Origin of the sequence: Polyangium sorediatum (genome assembly GCF_029946465.1) — a bacterium.
Taxonomy (GTDB): domain Bacteria; phylum Myxococcota_A; class Polyangia; order Polyangiales; family Polyangiaceae; genus Polyangium; species Polyangium fumosum.
Map to the genome: position 1 here is coordinate 503,966 of NZ_JARZHI010000001.1, position 14,753 is coordinate 518,718.

Here is a 14,753-nt window from a genome sequence, read left to right on the forward strand (position 1 = left end):
CGAGCAGCGTCGTCGGCGGGCGGGCTCCGTGGTACATAGGCCGGATCATGGGAGATCCGGACAAACCTGCCGCCAAGGATGCGTCGCTCGGCCGCTTGCTCGGGCTCGCTCGTCCGGAGACCGCTCGGCTCGCGGGCGGGACCGTGTTCCTCGTCATCGGCACGCTGATGGGGCTGCTCGTCCCGCAGGCATTCCGGGTGATCTTGGATCGCGCGGTGGGCCAGGCGGGCGGCTTCTGGACGATCGATCGCGCGGCGCTCGCGCTCATCCTGGTGGCGGCCGTGCAGGCGGGCGCGACGGCGCTGCGTTTCGTGCTCTTCACGAGCGCAGGCGAGCGGGTGGTGACGCGCCTGCGGCGGGATCTCTTCGAGCACCTGCTCGCGCAGGAGATTGCGTTCTTCGACGAGCGGAAGACGGGCGAGCTGACGAGTCGGCTCGCGGCGGACACGACGCTCGTGCAAAACGCGGTGAGCGTGAACATCTCGATGGGCTTGCGTTTCGCGGCGCAGGTGCTCGGCGGCGTCGGCTTCCTCGTCTACACGTCACCCATTCTCACGGCCGTGATGCTCGGGGTGGTACCGCCGGTGGCGCTCGGCGCCGTGGCGTATGGGCGCCGGGTGCGCAAGCTGTCGCGCGAGGCGCAGGACGCGCTCGCCCGGGCGAACGAGGTCGCGGAGGAGACGATCGCGGGCATCCGGACGGTGCGGGCGTTCGCCGCGGAGACGACGGAGGCGAAGCGATACGCGGCGGCAGTATGGGACGCATTCGCCGTGGTATGGCGGCGCATCGTGACGAGCTCGGTGTTCATGAGCGTCTCGTCGTTCGCGGCGTTCGCGGCGCTCGCGCTGGTGCTCTGGTACGGCGGGCGGCTGGTTTCGCAGGGAGCGATGACGCCCGGCGGATTGACGTCGTTCTTGATTTATACGCTGATGGTGGCGTTTTCGCTCGGCGGGATCAGCGAACTGTGGGCTGACCTTATGCGGGCGTCGGGCGCGGCCGAGCGGGTCTTCGAATTGATCGATCGTCCCCCGACGATTCCGCTCACGGAAGGCGCGCGGCCGGGTTCGGTGGAGGGGCGTATCGAGCTCTCGCGCGTGAGCTTCGCGTATCCCTCGCGGAAAGACCTGCCCGTGCTGCGGGACCTCGACCTCGTGATCGCGCCGGGCGAGGTGGTGGCGCTCGTGGGGCCGTCGGGATCGGGGAAATCGACGATCGCGGCGTTGCTCCTGCGTCTGTACGATCCGACGGACGGGCGGATCGCCCTCGACGGAAAGGATTTGCGAGAGCTTTCGCCGGAATGGCTGCGGCGTAACGTGGGGGTTGTGTCGCAAGAGCCGATGCTGTTTTCGTGCAGCGTGGCGGACAACGTTCGGTATGGCCGGACAACCGCGACGGAGGCCGAGGTGGAGGCAGCGGCGCGAGCGGCGAATGCGCACGAGTTCGTGTCGAAGTTCCCCGAGGGATATGCGACGCTCGTGGGCGAGCGGGGCGTGAAGTTGTCCGGCGGGCAGAAGCAACGCGTGGCGATCGCGCGCGCGGTGCTGAAGGATCCGCGGATCCTGGTGCTCGACGAGGCGACGAGCGCGCTCGATGCCGAGAGCGAGCACCTCGTGAAAGAAGCGCTCGACCGATTGATGAAGGGGCGAACGACGCTGATCATCGCGCACCGATTGTCGACGGTGATGGGGGCGGATCGGGTGGTGGTGATCGAGGACGGAAAGATCGTCCAGAGTGGGGACCACGCGACACTGATGCAGCAAGGCGGGCTTTATCGGAAGCTCGTGGAGCGGCAGCTCGAAGGTGGGCGAGACGGGGCGAGGGGGGAGGTTGTGAAGGCGCCGTCGGTCAACGCATTGGCGATCGTCCCGACGGTGGAGGGAGCGCAGGTTCTTTGAGCTTTCGCCGCGAGACTCGTGGTAGTCTCATCTTGAACCATCATGCCCGGATGGGAACTCCACGACGGCGAAAAGAAGCTCGGCCCGATGAGCGAGGAGGCCGTGCGCTGGGCCATCATGCGAGGTTTGCCCTCGGCGACGCGGGTGCGGCCGGAGGGGCAGGAGGCGTGGATCGCGCTCGATGATCACCCGGCGTTCGCGGACGAGCTCGTCGCGCGGAGTACGCGCGAGGGGCGAGCGCCGCGGCGCGGTCGGTGGCTCGCGTATACGCGGATGGAACTCGTACGCGTGGCCGTGGCGCTCGCGTCGGTCGTCGTGGCGGTGGTGGCGTATGGCCACGTCGCCGAAAACAAAGACGGGATCGTGCGCGAGATCGAGGATCGGTGGCGCGAGAGCACCACGCAGAGTGCATCTGCGGAGCCGGCGCGCCCCGCGGTGTCCGTGGAGGCGCCGGGCGCGGTCGAGCAGGCGATCGAGGCCGCGAACGCCGCGCAGCTCTCCACGAGCGAGCGGATGAAATTGGCGAGCGCGGCGCTCGCGGATGCGCGGATGGATGGGCGCGCGGCGGTTTGCAAGGCGCGGGCGCTGCTCGAGACGTTGCCTTCGGCGGAGAAACGAAAGCCCGAGGTGGCGCGGACCCTCGCGCAGCTCTCGTCGAAGGAGCTGCCGCTGTTGCGGGCCGAGCAGGCCGAATTCGAGAAGACACGCGGGATCCTCTGCGGCGACGGTACGAAGCCGAGGGATTGTCCCTGCCACGGGGCCCACGAGGCCTGTTGCGTGCTCCACAAAGGCGTGGCGCGGTGCGAGCCATTGCCCACGCGCATTCGTTGTCCCTGAGCGTACCTAAAAATTTCGCGCAACTGCCGAGGGGGTCGCGTCGATGAAGGGGCATGACGCGAGTGGCCATCGTTGTGCTTGGGGTGCTTGGGGTGCTTGGGGTATCGGCGTGTCGGGAGGGAAATCCGTTGGAGGTGAAACGTATTTCTTCCACGGAGGAAGCGTGGTATGGTGTGGGGTTTGGCCTGCAGGGGGAGGTCGTGGTCTTTGAGGGGAAGACCGGGGCCGTGACGAGTTCGGCCGAAGGGGGCGGCGGGACGCCGCGCGACGTGGCGGTCGATCCGGGCGCCTCGCGCGTGTGGGTGCTCGAAGAAAACGAGGATGCGTCGGGCGGCGAGATCCGGGTGTGTCCGCTCGACGCGGGCGCCGTGGGGGCGTGCGCGCACGCGGCGTGGGTGGATGGAGGAGCCGCGCTTTTCGCGACGGACGAGGGGCTGTGGGTGTTCGAGCAGGGGACGTACGGGCCCCGGTGGAAGGTGCTGCGGGAAGGCACGATCGCAAAAGGGGTCTACGCGCCGCGGCCCGCTTCCGTGTGGAGGGAGGGGGACCGGATGGAGGTGCTTTCGTACGGCGTGAACGAGGACCGATTGACGCGGATGTCGGGGAAGCTGACGGAAAACGGGTTGGTCGTGACGACGGGCCTCGACCTCGGGGCACCGGCGCTCCAGCCGCCGACGGCGCGATTCGTTCCGCTGTCGGCCGAATCCGGGCTGCTCTGGGACGTGGTGGGAGGTGATGTCGCCGCGCGGGAGGTGGGCGCGGAGGGCGCGGGGGCAGCCGTGATGCTCGGGGTCGGGCCGGGAATCGAGAGGATCGAGGCGGCGGCGGTGCTCGGCGGGGCGGCGCTCGTGCTGTCGACGAATACGTTGTGGGTCGTGGAACTCGGGAAGGAAAACGGGGGCTTCGATGTGACCGCGGTCGCGCTTGAGGGGGAGGTTCGTCGGGCTGGTACGTTTTTCTCGCGCGACCTGGCCACGGCCGGGGACCGGGCGCTCGTCGCGACCGACCAGGGCGTGCGCGCCATCATGGTGGAAAAGGACGGCGGGCCTGTCTTCCTCGACGAACGGTTCGAGGGCAGCTCGTTGCGGGGTCCACTTTGGGTGGGGCGCGCTGCGAATTGACGCATCGCGTGCCACCAAGATGTCACGAAAAACGGAGTGCGGTTTGGAGGGAGAACCTGTACATTCGAGCCGTGGCCTCCTCCCGAACCTTCATCCTTTTGGCTCTTGGGTTGGTCTCGGTCGTGGGTTGCTCGGACGAGCCGGTGCTCACGCCGAGCAACCCCCTTCCGGTGGACGACGAGGGCAATGGCGGTAGCGGCGGCGACGCCGGGTCGGGCGGCGTGGGCGGCGTCGGCGGCGTGGGCGGCGTCGGCGGGACAGGCGGCGCGGGGGGAATGGGCGGCGTCGGGGGAATGGGCGGCGCGGGCGGAGCAGGGGGCGCGGGCGGCAGCGGCGGCGGCGACGGGGTCCCGGTCGAGACCGATTGCACCGCCGACCTGGGTACGCCCGAGGTGTCCAAGGTGGGGGTGCCCGGGAAGCTGCGGCTCATCGGGTGTGTGGTCACCCCGGACAAGGCATTCGCGGGCGAGGTGCTCATCGAGAGCGATACGCTGACGTGCGTGGGCCCGTCGTGCGAGGGGGCGCCGGGCGCCGCGGAGGCGACGGTCGTCAAGACGCACGGGATCATCCTGCCGGGGATGATCGACACGCACAACCACATCCTGTTCGACATTTTCGACGAGTCGGACTGGAGCCCCTCGAAGGCGTACGGCAACCACAACCAGTGGCCGAACGAGCCGCGTTACCAGGCGATGGTCGACGCGAAGCAATACCTGAACGGCGAGGGGACGCCGAACCTCGACCCGGGCTTCGGCTGCGAGATGAACAAGTACGGCGAGATGAAGGGCCTCGTCGCCGGGACGACGAGCATCGCCGGCGCGGCGAACCCGATCGACAAGACGTGTTATGGGTCGCTCGCCCGGACGATCGATCAGAAGGCGAACGATCTCGGCGCGGACAAGGTGCAGGTCTCGACGTTGTTCCCGCCGTCGAGCGGCAGTGCCGTCTGTGGCAACTTCCTCGTCGACAAGACGGACGCGTACGTCATTCATTGTGGCGAGGGCGTGGACGAGACGGCGAAAAAGGAGTTCACGACGCTCGGGACGACGACGAACCCGAACGGCTGTCTCTACGCCGCGGAGACGACGATCGTTCACGGGACGGCGTTCGGGGCCGACGAATTCGGGGTGATGGCGGACAGGGGCATGAGCCTCGTGTGGTCGCCGCGGTCGAACGTGTTTCTGTATGGGGGCGGGACGGACTTCAATAAGACGACGAACGTGCCGCTGGCCTTGTCGCTGGGCATCAACGTGGCGCTGGCGCCGGATTGGTCGCTCGGGGGCAGCCAGAACCTGCTCGACGAGCTGCGCTTCGCCAACATGGTCGACAATGAGGCCTTCGGCGACGTGCTCTCGCCGGCCATGCTGGTCCGCATGGTGACGGTGAACGCGGCGAAGGCGCTGGGGCTCTCGGAGGTGCTCGGGTCGCTCGAGGTCGGGAAAAAGGCGGACGTGACGGTGATCACGGGGGACGGGAGCGTGCCGTTCGATACGGTGCTCGCGGCGCGGCCGAAGGACGTTTCGCTCGTCGTGGTGAACGGCGTGCCGCTTTATGGGGATTCCGTGCTCGCGGCGATCGGGCCGCAAATGCCGGGATGCGAGGCGCTCGATATCTGCGGGGCCGCGAAGTTCGCGTGCGTGGCCGAGACGGGCGGCAACACGACGAACAAGTTTGGGCAGACGTGGGCCGAGATTACGCAGATCCTGTCGTCGGAGCTCAAGACGTACGACGATATGAACCTGACGCAGTGGGATTTCGCGCCGCTTGCGCCGCTCGTGAAATGTGAATGAGCGCTCAGGCCGTTTTGCGGAAGACGAGCGAATGATTGTTGGCAGGCATGGGGACGGTCTCCTCGTGCATGAAGCCCGTTTGCCGCGCGAGGCGCTGGAGGTCGTCGAGGTCCCGCACGCCCCAGGACGGGTCCCTTTCCCGTAACGAGGCGTCGAAGGCCTCGTTGCTCGGCGCCGTGAACGAGCCCGAGAATCGATAAGGGCCGTACGTGAAGAGCACGCCGCCCGCGGGGAGGATGCGCGCGGCGCCGCGGAAGAGGCCCTCGCACGCGCGGAAGGGGGCGATGTGGATCATGTTGATGCAGACGACGGCGTCGGCGCGCGAGACGGGCCAGGAGTCCTCGGAGGCGTCGAGCTGGAGCGGGCGGAGGAAATTCGGGAGGTCGAGCTCGGCGCGATACGCCTCGATGCTGGCGAGCGCGTCGGAATCGGGGTCGGTCGGCTGGAACGTGACGCCGGGGAGGTGCGTCGCGAAGTGGGCCGTGTGCTGACCCGAGCCGCTCGCGATTTCGAGGGCAAAGGCGCCGTCCGGGAGGAGACGTCGGAGGACGTCCAGGATGGGATCGCGATTTCTCTCGGCTGCAGGGGCGCGTCGCTTCATGGGGGCCTCCGGGTCGTGTATCCTCGGACGCGTGGAGCTTAGCAAGATGCGCGCGTGGAAAGCAAAACGAGCTTTGTGGATCGGGCTCCTCGGGGCCTCGTCGTTTGGCTGCCAGATCGTGGGCGGGCTGCCCGGCGAGCTCTCGCTCGACGAGGACCCGGGCAGCCTGCCGCCGCGGGATCCGCTGGTGTGGGAGGCGATCGAGCCCGGGCCGGAGATGGTTTACACGATGCCCGATTGGCTCATTTACATCAATAAGACCGATACACCGCGCACGTCGCAAGTGGGTCCGAATACGCTGCGGATCGGATACCAGAAGAACGAGGCGAGGCCCCGCAACGTGGGGACGGGCTGGGGGCTCGCGATGGAGACGGAGCGGACGAATTTGAATCCGCGGAGCAGGTGGGGCGGCGCCGGGTGGGTCACGCCGGCCCAGGCGATGGTGGCCACGCAGGACGCGCCCGATCCCGCAGGCGGGATGGATGGCGTGGCCCTGCTCTCCGCAGGAAAGCAGTCCTCACCCGGGATACCCGTCGATGGTGCGATCGCCTCGGCGTGGATCGCGGGCGCGCAGGGAACGGGGCCGTTTGCGTATTTCGCGTATGGCAATGCTTTCGTGACCGTGGGCGACGCGGCATGGAAGCGCTACGAGGTGAGGACCGTCGAGGAGCAGCCCGTCCTTCGATTGACGACGGAGGCGGTCGGGGCGGAGCCCGCCATCGAGCAGCCGACGGCGATGACCGTGTATGCGGCGCAGGTGGAGGTGGGGACCTATCCTTCGAGCTTCCTTCCAACGACCGGGGCGCCGGCGCTCCGGGAGGCGGACCTCTTGCACGTCGAGATGGAGACGCTGGCCCCGTCGGGGTATTTCGACGTGACGATCCGGTACGCGCCGCATTACGCTCAGAATGAGCAGGTCGTCGATCAAGATCTCGTCGCGCTGGAGGACGATAGCGTCTTTTTTCGGATGAAGGCCGGAGCGATGGGAGGCACGTTGACGCTGCTCAAGGTGGGCTCGTCGGACAACCTGCGGATCGAGGGGCTCGACTGGGCGCGGGATCAGGAGCTCGAGGTGCGGGCGCAATACCTGCCGAACCGGCGGCTGATTTCGATCAAGGGCGCGACGAAGGGAGATACGACCGTGTCGAAGCTCGGGCGGGTCGAGCCCGTCGGGAAGGACGAGACCGCGTGGTTGCTCGGCGACAACGACGGTCCGCAGGAGAGCGTGGATTTGCGGTATATCGAGATTCGGTAGGATCTTGTCCCGCCAAACGGATCCCTCAGCGCAAGTAGAGCCAGAGCCAGCTCCCCGCGCCGAAGAGGACGCCCGTCCCGAGGAGCACGCCGAATCCGCCGAGGAAGATCCATTGCCCGCGCTTCTTCTCCTGCGCGAGCCCCCACGCGAGCGCGAAGAGGTGCGCGAGGACGAACACCACGCCGGAGGGCCACGCGACGAGGCGGACGACGAGCTGGCCCATCGCCTCGGTGTCGTGCTCGATCGCGGAGAGGCGCTCGAAATGCAGGTGGATCGCGAGCGGCATCGAGGCGACAGCCCACACGAAGGCGAGGGGGTAACCGAAGACATGCCCGACGACGAGGCGTTCGAGGAAGAGGCGGACCCGAAACCGAGGCGGGGCGGGCGCGTTCACCGGGCGATGGGGAGTTTTCGGTAGCGCGTGAACAGAGCCGATTGGCGGTTCCCGAGGTCGACCTTTTTGCCGCGAATGACGACGGCGAGCGGGCGCGAGGCGATTTCGAGAGGATCGCCGGACCAGACGACGAGGTTCGCCACCTTGCCCGGCGCGAGCGTGCCGTATTTGGCGCCGAGCCCGAGCGCCGCGGCCGGGGCGCTCGTGATGGCCGCGATGGCCGCCGCGTGCGGCAATCCCGCGCGGACGGCGTTGCCAGCGACCTGGCGGAGCTTGCGCGCATTGTGGGTGTCGTTCGTAGTGATGACGACGGGGACGCCGGCGGCGTGGAGGAGCGCGGCATTGTCGTTCCGCATGCCGAGGGTGTCGAAGGTCGTGGGGCCGGGTTCGAGGGGATTGACGATCACCGGGACCTTGGATTCGGCGAGGCGAGGCGCGATCTTCCAGGCCTCGGCGCCGCCCGCGATGACGGGGCGGAGGCCGAACTCCTTGGCGAGCGCGACGGCGGCGAGGATGTCGGAGGCGCGATCGACGTGGAAGACGACCGGGACCCGGCCGGCGAGCGCGTCGCCGACGGCTTCGAGGTCGAGCCGGCTCGCCGCGAAAGGTCGGCTTTGGTTGCGTTCCCAGGCAGCGCGGTTTTTCTGGAACGTACGGGCGTCGTCGAAGACCTCCCGCGCGAGGTGCAGGGCCGCCGCAGGGCCGCCGCGATCGCCGTCGAGGCTGCCGTCGAGGTGGACATGGAGCGCGAGGGGGCCCGCGGTGAGCGCCGATTCGCGGGTATCGCCGTCGAAGTCGGCCCAGGCGGATTGTCCGGAAAAAAGGCCGCCGAGCGGGACGACGGCGGCGGAGGTGACGCCCTCGGCGCGCGTGATGCCGACGACGGTGGAGGCGGGATTGTAGCCGTCGGCGGCGCGGAAGGCCGCGCGAATGGGGTCTTTGCCGCCGCGGTCGTCGTCGTGCGTGGAGTCTTCGAGCGAGATCTCGACGAGGCCGATGGACGTGAGCGCGTCGACGAAGCCAGGCGTGACGATGGCGCCCTTGGCGTCGATGGTCGTGACGCCGGCCGGGACGGCGAGGCCCTTGCCGATTTTCTGTACGAGGCCTTTTTCCACGAGGATCGTGGCGTCTTCGAGGACCTCGCCCGTGCCCGTATGAACACGGCCGCCGACGATCGCCAGGGGCGCGGTGGCGGCAGGAGTGGCGGCCTTCGCCGCCGCGGGGGCCGGGGCCGGCGCGGGGCGGGCGGGCTGCGCGAGGGCCTCCGTCGCCGCGAAATGGGCGATCAGGACGAACAGGGACGAGACAAACGTTTTTTGCAAGGATCGGGGGTTCGTCACGGCGCACCTCCGGGCAGAAGGGTCGTGGGCCGGCCGGTGTCCTGGCCGAGTTCGAAATCGCTCCAGGGGGGGCGTTGGTTGCCTTTTTGATATACGGTGGCGCCGTCGATCCAGACCTCCTCGGCCGAGGCGTAGACCGAGAAGGGATGGCGGTCCCAGAGGACGACGTCCGCGTCCTTGCCGACTTCGAGCGTGCCGACGCGTTTTTCAATGCCGAGGGCCCAGGCCGGGTTGTGGGTGAGCCAGCGAATGGCCTCCTCGTCCGTGAGGGGCATGCCGGCGCGCCGGCCGCTGGCGAGCGCTTTGCTCGCCTCCTGGTTCATGCGCTGGACACCCTCGGCCGAGTCGGTGTGCACGATCGGGAGGGCCCCCGATTCTTGAAGGAGCGCGATGTTCTCGGGGATGCCGTCGTACGCCTCCATTTTGAAGCCCCACCAATCGGCCCAGGTGGAGACGGAGACGTTCTTTTTCGCGAGGATGTCGCGGATCTTGTAGGCCTCGAGGGCGTGGTGGAAGCTGCGCACCTGGAAGCCCACCTCGTCGGCGAGCGCGAGCATGGCGAGCATGTCGTCCGCGCGATAACAATGGATGTGGACGAGGACGCGGCCGCGCATGGCGCCGACGAGCGTCTCCTTGGCAAGGTCCCGCGCGGGCGCGGCGTCCGGGTCGCTCGGCCGCGGGGGATCGAGGGGTTTGTCCCAGCCTTTTTGCCATTCGGCGCAGGCAGAGAACGAGGGGTCGTCGTTGCATTGCGCCTGCTGCTGCTTTCGGGACGCGACGTCGGCCTCGTAGGCGGCGCGCTTCTTCTGGTCGTCGCGGAGGCGGTTCGCCTCGATGGTGCGATGCTGTTGCCAGTCGTCTTCGTATTTTTTCGCGTCGAGGAAGGCCTTGCGTTGCATGGCGAGGTTGCCCATGCGCGTGCCGGGCGCCGCGTGGCGGCCCTTGCCGTAGGTGCGCTTGGGATTCTCGCCGCAGGCCATCTTGAGGCCGTCCGGCGCGCCCGGGAAATGCATTTGCCGGGGCGAGAGGGCGGGGCGGAGCTTCAAGGTGACGGCGCGGCCGCCAATGAGGTTCGCCGAGCCGGGGAGGATCTGGAGCGTGGTGACGCCGCCGGCGACGGCGCGCTCGATGGCCGGATCCTGGGGCCAGAAGCCGTCGACGGTCTGCACGTCGGGCGTGACGGGTGAGCTCGCCTCGTTGCCATCGAGGTGCGCGACGGCGTCCGGCATCGGATAGACGCCAATGTGCGAGTGCGTGTCGATGATGCCGGGCGTGACGAACTTGCCGGCGGCGTCGAGGATTCGCGCGCCCTCGGGCGGCGTGAGGTCACCCTCGGCGACCTGCGCGATCTTGCCATTCTGAAGGAGAATGCTGCCGCGCGGGATCGTCTTGCCCGTGGCGAGCCAGAGCGTCGCATTGCGGATGAGGACCGGCGGCGACGCGGCGGCAGGCGTCTCGATGCCCGCGGCCGTGGAGGGGCGCGCCTCCCAGGGGAAGGGGACGGCGGGCAAAGGCGCCTCGGCCTTCGCAGGCAAGCTCGGAGGCGCGGAGGTCGAGGAGGAGGCGCAGGCGGGAAGAGCGAGGAGGAGCGGCGAAAGGAGCCGGAACGCGCGGCGGGAGAACATCGGGCGGGACGGTATCACACCCGGACGAACGCATGCGGCATCCACGTATCGCGGCTTGCTGCGAGATCACGCTGCGGGGGCATTCTCCAGCGCGGGTCGTCGCGCAACGATGAGCACGTTGGAGAAGGGCGTGGAGCCCCACGCCGGCAGGACGTCGCAGTGGAAGCCGCGCGCTTCGAGGAGCGCGGTGATGCTCTGCGCGGGCCGGAAACGAACACGCTCGCCGCGGTTGAACCGTACGGCCGTGAAGATTTTTTCTTCGAGCAAGGTGGCGAAGCTGCGGACGCCTCGCTTGGTGTCGGCCTCGCGCACGAGCAGGCGGCCGCCGGGGTTCACGTGGTCGGCGGCGCAGTGGAGGATCGCGTCCTGCTCTTCGATCGTGAAGTAGTGGAGGAGGTCGATGAGGAGCACTGTGTCGGCCGGCGTGGCCTCGAAGCGGCGCGCGTCCTCGCGGGCAAACGTGGCCGCGGCGGGGCCGGCGCCCTCGGGCCGCGTGGCGGCGGCGCGACGCGCGGCCTCGATCTTGGTCTCGTCCCAGTCGAGGCCATGCGCGCGCGTGGCGCGGCCGAGATCGAGGAGGAGGATCGGGAGCTGGCCGCGGCCGGTGCCGATGTCGAGCACGTCGCCGAGCGCGCCGTCGCGCGGGCCCTCGATGTCGGCGATGAGGCGCGCGACAGGGTCGAGCGAGAGCTTGATGCGAACGTAGTGGAAGAGGCTCTTGTCGGCAGCAGAAGGGCTCTCGGGCGAGGCGAAGCGCGAGGCGACGCGCTCGGCGGCGACGATCCAGGGAGGCGCGTTCGCGGGGAGGCGGTAGGGCGGGAGCGCGCCGGAGGCAGGGCGGATGGCGCGTTTGGCGAGGACAAACGCGACGGTGAGGGCGAAGCCCGCGGCGGCGAGGGCGAGGCCGACGAGGGGAGCGCCGACGAGCATGTAGCCGGCGAAGTCGACGAGGGCGCGGTAGCCGGCTTCGATCGGGGCATCGAGGCGGAGCCAGGCGCCGGTGCGGAGGCGCGCGCCGACCTGGATCTCCGCGGTGATGAGGAAGGGCGCGAAGAAAGGGTTCGAGACGTTCGCCGCGGCGTACGCGAGCACGGCGTGCAGGCGGAGCCTCAGGCAGACGACGAGGACGAGGAGGAGGTGGAAGCCGAAGACGGGGAGCGAGCCGATGAACAGGCCGATGGCGACGGCGGCGCCGAGCCGCGCGGGAGAGAGGTCCTCGCCTTGGAGGTCACGGAAGGCGCGCCGGAGCTCCTCGCGCCAGAGGGAAAAGGTCGCCAAAACTTAGGTGGGAGTTGATGCGCCCTCGCGGGGGCGTCGGGTCTGCTTGGCCGCGCGCGCGTTGCGCTGGGCCTCGACCAGGCGAAGGTACATCTTCGCGCTCTTGTTGTCCGGGTCGACCGAGAGCGCCGCGCGGAAACAAGTGATGGCCTGATCCGGGCTGCCGAGGGCGAGCATCGTGAGGCCGAGGAGGACGTGCGCCGGTGCGTACCGCGGGTTCGCCTCGATGGCCGCGGTGTAGTGCTCGCGGGCGAGGGCGTGGTTGCCCTGGTCGCGGTAGAGGTTGCCGAGGCGAGCCTGCAAATCGGGGAAACGCGGGCAGAGATCGACGGCGCGCCTCAGCTCCGCGATGGCGTCGCGCGGGCTGTCGGCGTCGAGGTAGGCCTGCGCCAGATCTGCGTGCATGTTGGCGATTTTGCCGCGGACGAAGGGGTCCGACGTGGTGCCCGTGTGCTCCGACTGGATGCGCCGATAGACCTCGCGCGCGGCCTCGTAGTCGCCGAGGTCGGCGTGGGTGACCGCGAGGTTCATGAGCGCCTCGGTGTAGGCAGGGTTGATGCGCGCGGCGTTCGCGAAGTGAAACCGCGCGCCCACGAGATCCGCGCGATCATGGAGGATCACGCCCAGCATGTCGTGCACGTCGGCGAGCTCGCCGTGGAGCGCGAGCGCTTCTCTCAGGGCGGGCTCGGCGCGGTCGTAATCCCGTCGTTGGTAGTGCTCGCGCGCGACGCGGAGCAGGTCCTTGAGGCGCTCATCCATGCCCCAAAGCTTACGTCGGCCAGGCCGACTCGGCGATGTACGACGGCAAAAAAGCCTACGTTTTCCAGTACTTCGACCGAGGCGGAAGCCTGGAGGTGCGCATGCACGCCGCTCTTGCCGCCTTCGTCTGCTCGGGGTACGTGCATGCCGTGGCGGACGTCCCGGAGCCGATCATCCCCGTCGAAGAGCGTAGAGGTCCGCAGGGGCCCGAGCTCGACGACATGAACGATCCGTCGCCCGAGCCGGGAGGGAGCGTCGCGGACGCTTCGAGGTCCAAACGTCCACGGCTCGTCGTGCCGCTGCGAAGGCGCGAAGCCGAGGGGCCGCCCGCCGCGCCACGAGGGCCGCTCTCGGGGCTCTCGGGCGGCGGCGCAGGTCCGTCGCCGTCGTCCGGGCTCGAAGGCCCGTCGGCGAGGCCGCTGCCCCGCGCGCACGGAGGCGTGTACCTCACGCCGCGCATGACGGCGATCTTCGGCGGCCTGTTCGGGCTCGCGACGGTGACGTCGATCATCGCGCTCCTGATCCAGGTGGTGCCGCCGCGCAACGAGCGCGCGCTCATCGCGGGCGCCGGGCTCACGCAGGCCTCGACGCAGGAGAGCGCGAAAGGCGGGCCGAACGCGCAGCCGATGAAGCGCAAGCGCGAGCCGGTCCCGGGTCCGTGGCGGCTGTCGGAGCTCGCGAAGGATCCGTCAGTGCAGATCGTGTCGGGCACGATCGATCGCAAGAGCTTCGTGGAGGCGCTCGCGGAGAAGGACGTCCCGAAGGCCCAGACCTACCGGATCATGAAGGCCTTCGAGGGGACGCGGAAGTTCGACAAGTGCGGCCGCAAGGACAAGTTCTTCGCAGCGCTCGATCGCGCGACGAAGCGCGTGCGCGCCTTCGAGTACGAGATCTCGTCGCTCGAGGTCTACCAAGCGCGCGAGGATCAAGGCGGCATTCTCGCCGGCACGCGGCTCGACATGAAGGTCGCCGAGGCCGAGGTCGTGGGCGCGTTCTACGTGAGCAAGGACGTCGTCGCGTCGTCTCTGGCCGGCGGCCTGGAGGACGGGATCCTCACGACGATCGACGACGCGCTCGGCGGTCGTATCTCGTCGGAGGCGTTCGAGGAAGGCTCCACGGTGCGTGTGATCGCGGTGGAGGAGACGGCGCTCGGGATGTTCGCGCGGTACAAGAAGATCGTCGCGCTCGAGTACAGGCCGGCCGATCCCGCGGAGAAGCCGATCCGCATCTATGCCTTCCACGGGCAGGAGGCGCGCGGCTACTGGGATGATCACGGCAAACAGCCCTACTCGGGCGGCTGGCGTTCGCCGCTCCCGGGCGCGCCGGTGACGTCACACTTCAACCCGAAGCGATTGCACCCGGTGCTGAAGAGGCCGATGCCGCACAACGGCACGGACCTCGGCGCGCCGACGGGGACGCCGGTGTACTCGGCCTACAAGGGCACGGTCGACTGGGTGGGGCCCGCGGGGCCGAGCGGGAACCTGGTGACGATCATGCACCCGAACGGCGTCCAGACGGGCTACGCGCACCTCTCGCGCTTCGCGGCCGGCATCAAGGTCGGCATGAAGCTCGGCGTGCACCAGCTCGTGGGGTACGTCGGTTCGACGGGCCGATCGACGGGCCCGCACCTGCACTTCAGCGCGAAGAAGGACGGCAAGTTCTTCGACGCCTTGACGCTGCAGATGGACGGCGAGCGCGTGTTGCCGCCGATCGATCGCGCCGCGTTCCTGGAGGCGAAGGCCGAGCTCGATCGGCGCCTCGACGCGATCCCGCTGCCGGAGCCGCCGCCCGAGAAGCCCGCGCCCGCGGCCGCCGCGCCGGGCGCGCCGCCGTCGCCCGCGGGGAGCGCCGCGCCTGC

The 14,753-nt window shown here is 69.0% G+C and carries 12 protein-coding genes; 6 read left to right on the forward strand and 6 right to left on the reverse strand.

The window, feature by feature from the left end; all coding sequences use genetic code 11:
- Window positions 1–47: 47 nt before the first annotated feature.
- From QHF89_RS02085 to QHF89_RS02100, 4 genes are all read left to right on the forward strand, one after another.
- A complete protein-coding gene (locus QHF89_RS02085; RefSeq protein ID WP_136965385.1) occupies window positions 48–1,895 on the forward strand; it encodes an ABC transporter ATP-binding protein in 1,848 nt (615 codons plus the stop codon).
- Between the two features lie 42 nt (window positions 1,896–1,937).
- Complete coding sequence (locus QHF89_RS02090; protein WP_136965386.1) at window positions 1,938–2,732, forward strand: DUF4339 domain-containing protein; 795 nt, start codon at window positions 1,938–1,940, stop codon at window positions 2,730–2,732.
- Between the two features lie 134 nt (window positions 2,733–2,866).
- Window positions 2,867–3,853, forward strand: a complete 987-nt coding sequence (locus QHF89_RS02095) for a hypothetical protein (RefSeq protein ID WP_136965387.1) — start codon at window positions 2,867–2,869, stop codon at window positions 3,851–3,853.
- Window positions 3,854–3,924: 71 nt separating this feature from the next.
- On the forward strand, window positions 3,925–5,643 hold the full coding sequence (locus tag QHF89_RS02100; protein ID WP_284719924.1) for an amidohydrolase family protein: 1,719 nt from the start codon (window positions 3,925–3,927) through the stop codon (window positions 5,641–5,643).
- Between the two features lie 4 nt (window positions 5,644–5,647).
- Here the strand turns inward: QHF89_RS02100 and QHF89_RS02105 are convergent, their stop codons facing one another.
- Window positions 5,648–6,244, reverse strand: a complete 597-nt coding sequence (locus QHF89_RS02105; protein ID WP_136965390.1) for a DUF938 domain-containing protein — start codon at window positions 6,242–6,244, stop codon at window positions 5,648–5,650.
- 31 nt (window positions 6,245–6,275) lie between these two features.
- Here QHF89_RS02105 and QHF89_RS02110 point away from each other — a divergent pair, with 31 nt between their 5' ends.
- Window positions 6,276–7,499, forward strand: a complete 1,224-nt coding sequence (locus QHF89_RS02110; RefSeq protein ID WP_136965391.1) for a phage head spike fiber domain-containing protein — start codon at window positions 6,276–6,278, stop codon at window positions 7,497–7,499.
- Between the two features lie 25 nt (window positions 7,500–7,524).
- On the opposite strand, the gene QHF89_RS02115 is transcribed toward QHF89_RS02110, so the two are convergent.
- The 5 genes from QHF89_RS02115 to QHF89_RS02135 form a co-directional block, all read right to left on the reverse strand.
- The gene (locus QHF89_RS02115) at window positions 7,525–7,893 is read right to left on the reverse strand and encodes a hypothetical protein (protein ID WP_136965392.1); all 369 of its coding nucleotides are present in this window, start codon (window positions 7,891–7,893) and stop codon (window positions 7,525–7,527) included.
- Complete coding sequence (locus QHF89_RS02120) at window positions 7,890–9,233, reverse strand: amidohydrolase family protein (protein ID WP_136965393.1); 1,344 nt, start codon at window positions 9,231–9,233, stop codon at window positions 7,890–7,892. The genes QHF89_RS02115 and QHF89_RS02120 overlap by 4 nt, the downstream gene beginning before the upstream one ends.
- The gene (locus tag QHF89_RS02125; RefSeq protein ID WP_284719925.1) at window positions 9,230–10,858 is read right to left on the reverse strand and encodes an amidohydrolase; all 1,629 of its coding nucleotides are present in this window, start codon (window positions 10,856–10,858) and stop codon (window positions 9,230–9,232) included. The genes QHF89_RS02120 and QHF89_RS02125 overlap by 4 nt, the downstream gene beginning before the upstream one ends.
- A gap of 66 nt (window positions 10,859–10,924) precedes the next feature.
- Window positions 10,925–12,136, reverse strand: a complete 1,212-nt coding sequence (locus tag QHF89_RS02130; RefSeq protein WP_136965394.1) for a DUF2062 domain-containing protein — start codon at window positions 12,134–12,136, stop codon at window positions 10,925–10,927.
- A 3-nt stretch (window positions 12,137–12,139) separates the two neighbouring features.
- Window positions 12,140–12,895: a tetratricopeptide repeat protein gene (locus tag QHF89_RS02135; protein ID WP_136965395.1), complete on the reverse strand. Its 756-nt coding sequence runs from the start codon at window positions 12,893–12,895 to the stop codon at window positions 12,140–12,142.
- A 101-nt stretch (window positions 12,896–12,996) separates the two neighbouring features.
- Here QHF89_RS02135 and QHF89_RS02140 point away from each other — a divergent pair.
- Window positions 12,997–14,753, forward strand: a 1,757-nt coding sequence (locus tag QHF89_RS02140; RefSeq protein WP_284719926.1) for a M23 family metallopeptidase, incomplete at its 3' end; no start/stop codon positions are given.

Excerpts from the sequence above, each read along its gene's own strand:
- QHF89_RS02125 (WP_284719925.1), bottom strand. The coding sequence starts at position 10,858 with ATGTTCTCCCGCCGCGCGTTCCGGCTCCTTTCGCCGCTCCTCCTCGCT.
- QHF89_RS02090 (WP_136965386.1), top strand. The coding sequence starts at position 1,938 with ATGCCCGGATGGGAACTCCACGACGGCGAAAAGAAGCTCGGCCCGATG.
- QHF89_RS02135 (WP_136965395.1), bottom strand. The coding sequence starts at position 12,895 with ATGGATGAGCGCCTCAAGGACCTGCTCCGCGTCGCGCGCGAGCACTAC.
- QHF89_RS02085 (WP_136965385.1), top strand. The coding sequence starts at position 48 with ATGGGAGATCCGGACAAACCTGCCGCCAAGGATGCGTCGCTCGGCCGC.
- QHF89_RS02105 (WP_136965390.1), bottom strand. The coding sequence starts at position 6,244 with ATGAAGCGACGCGCCCCTGCAGCCGAGAGAAATCGCGATCCCATCCTG.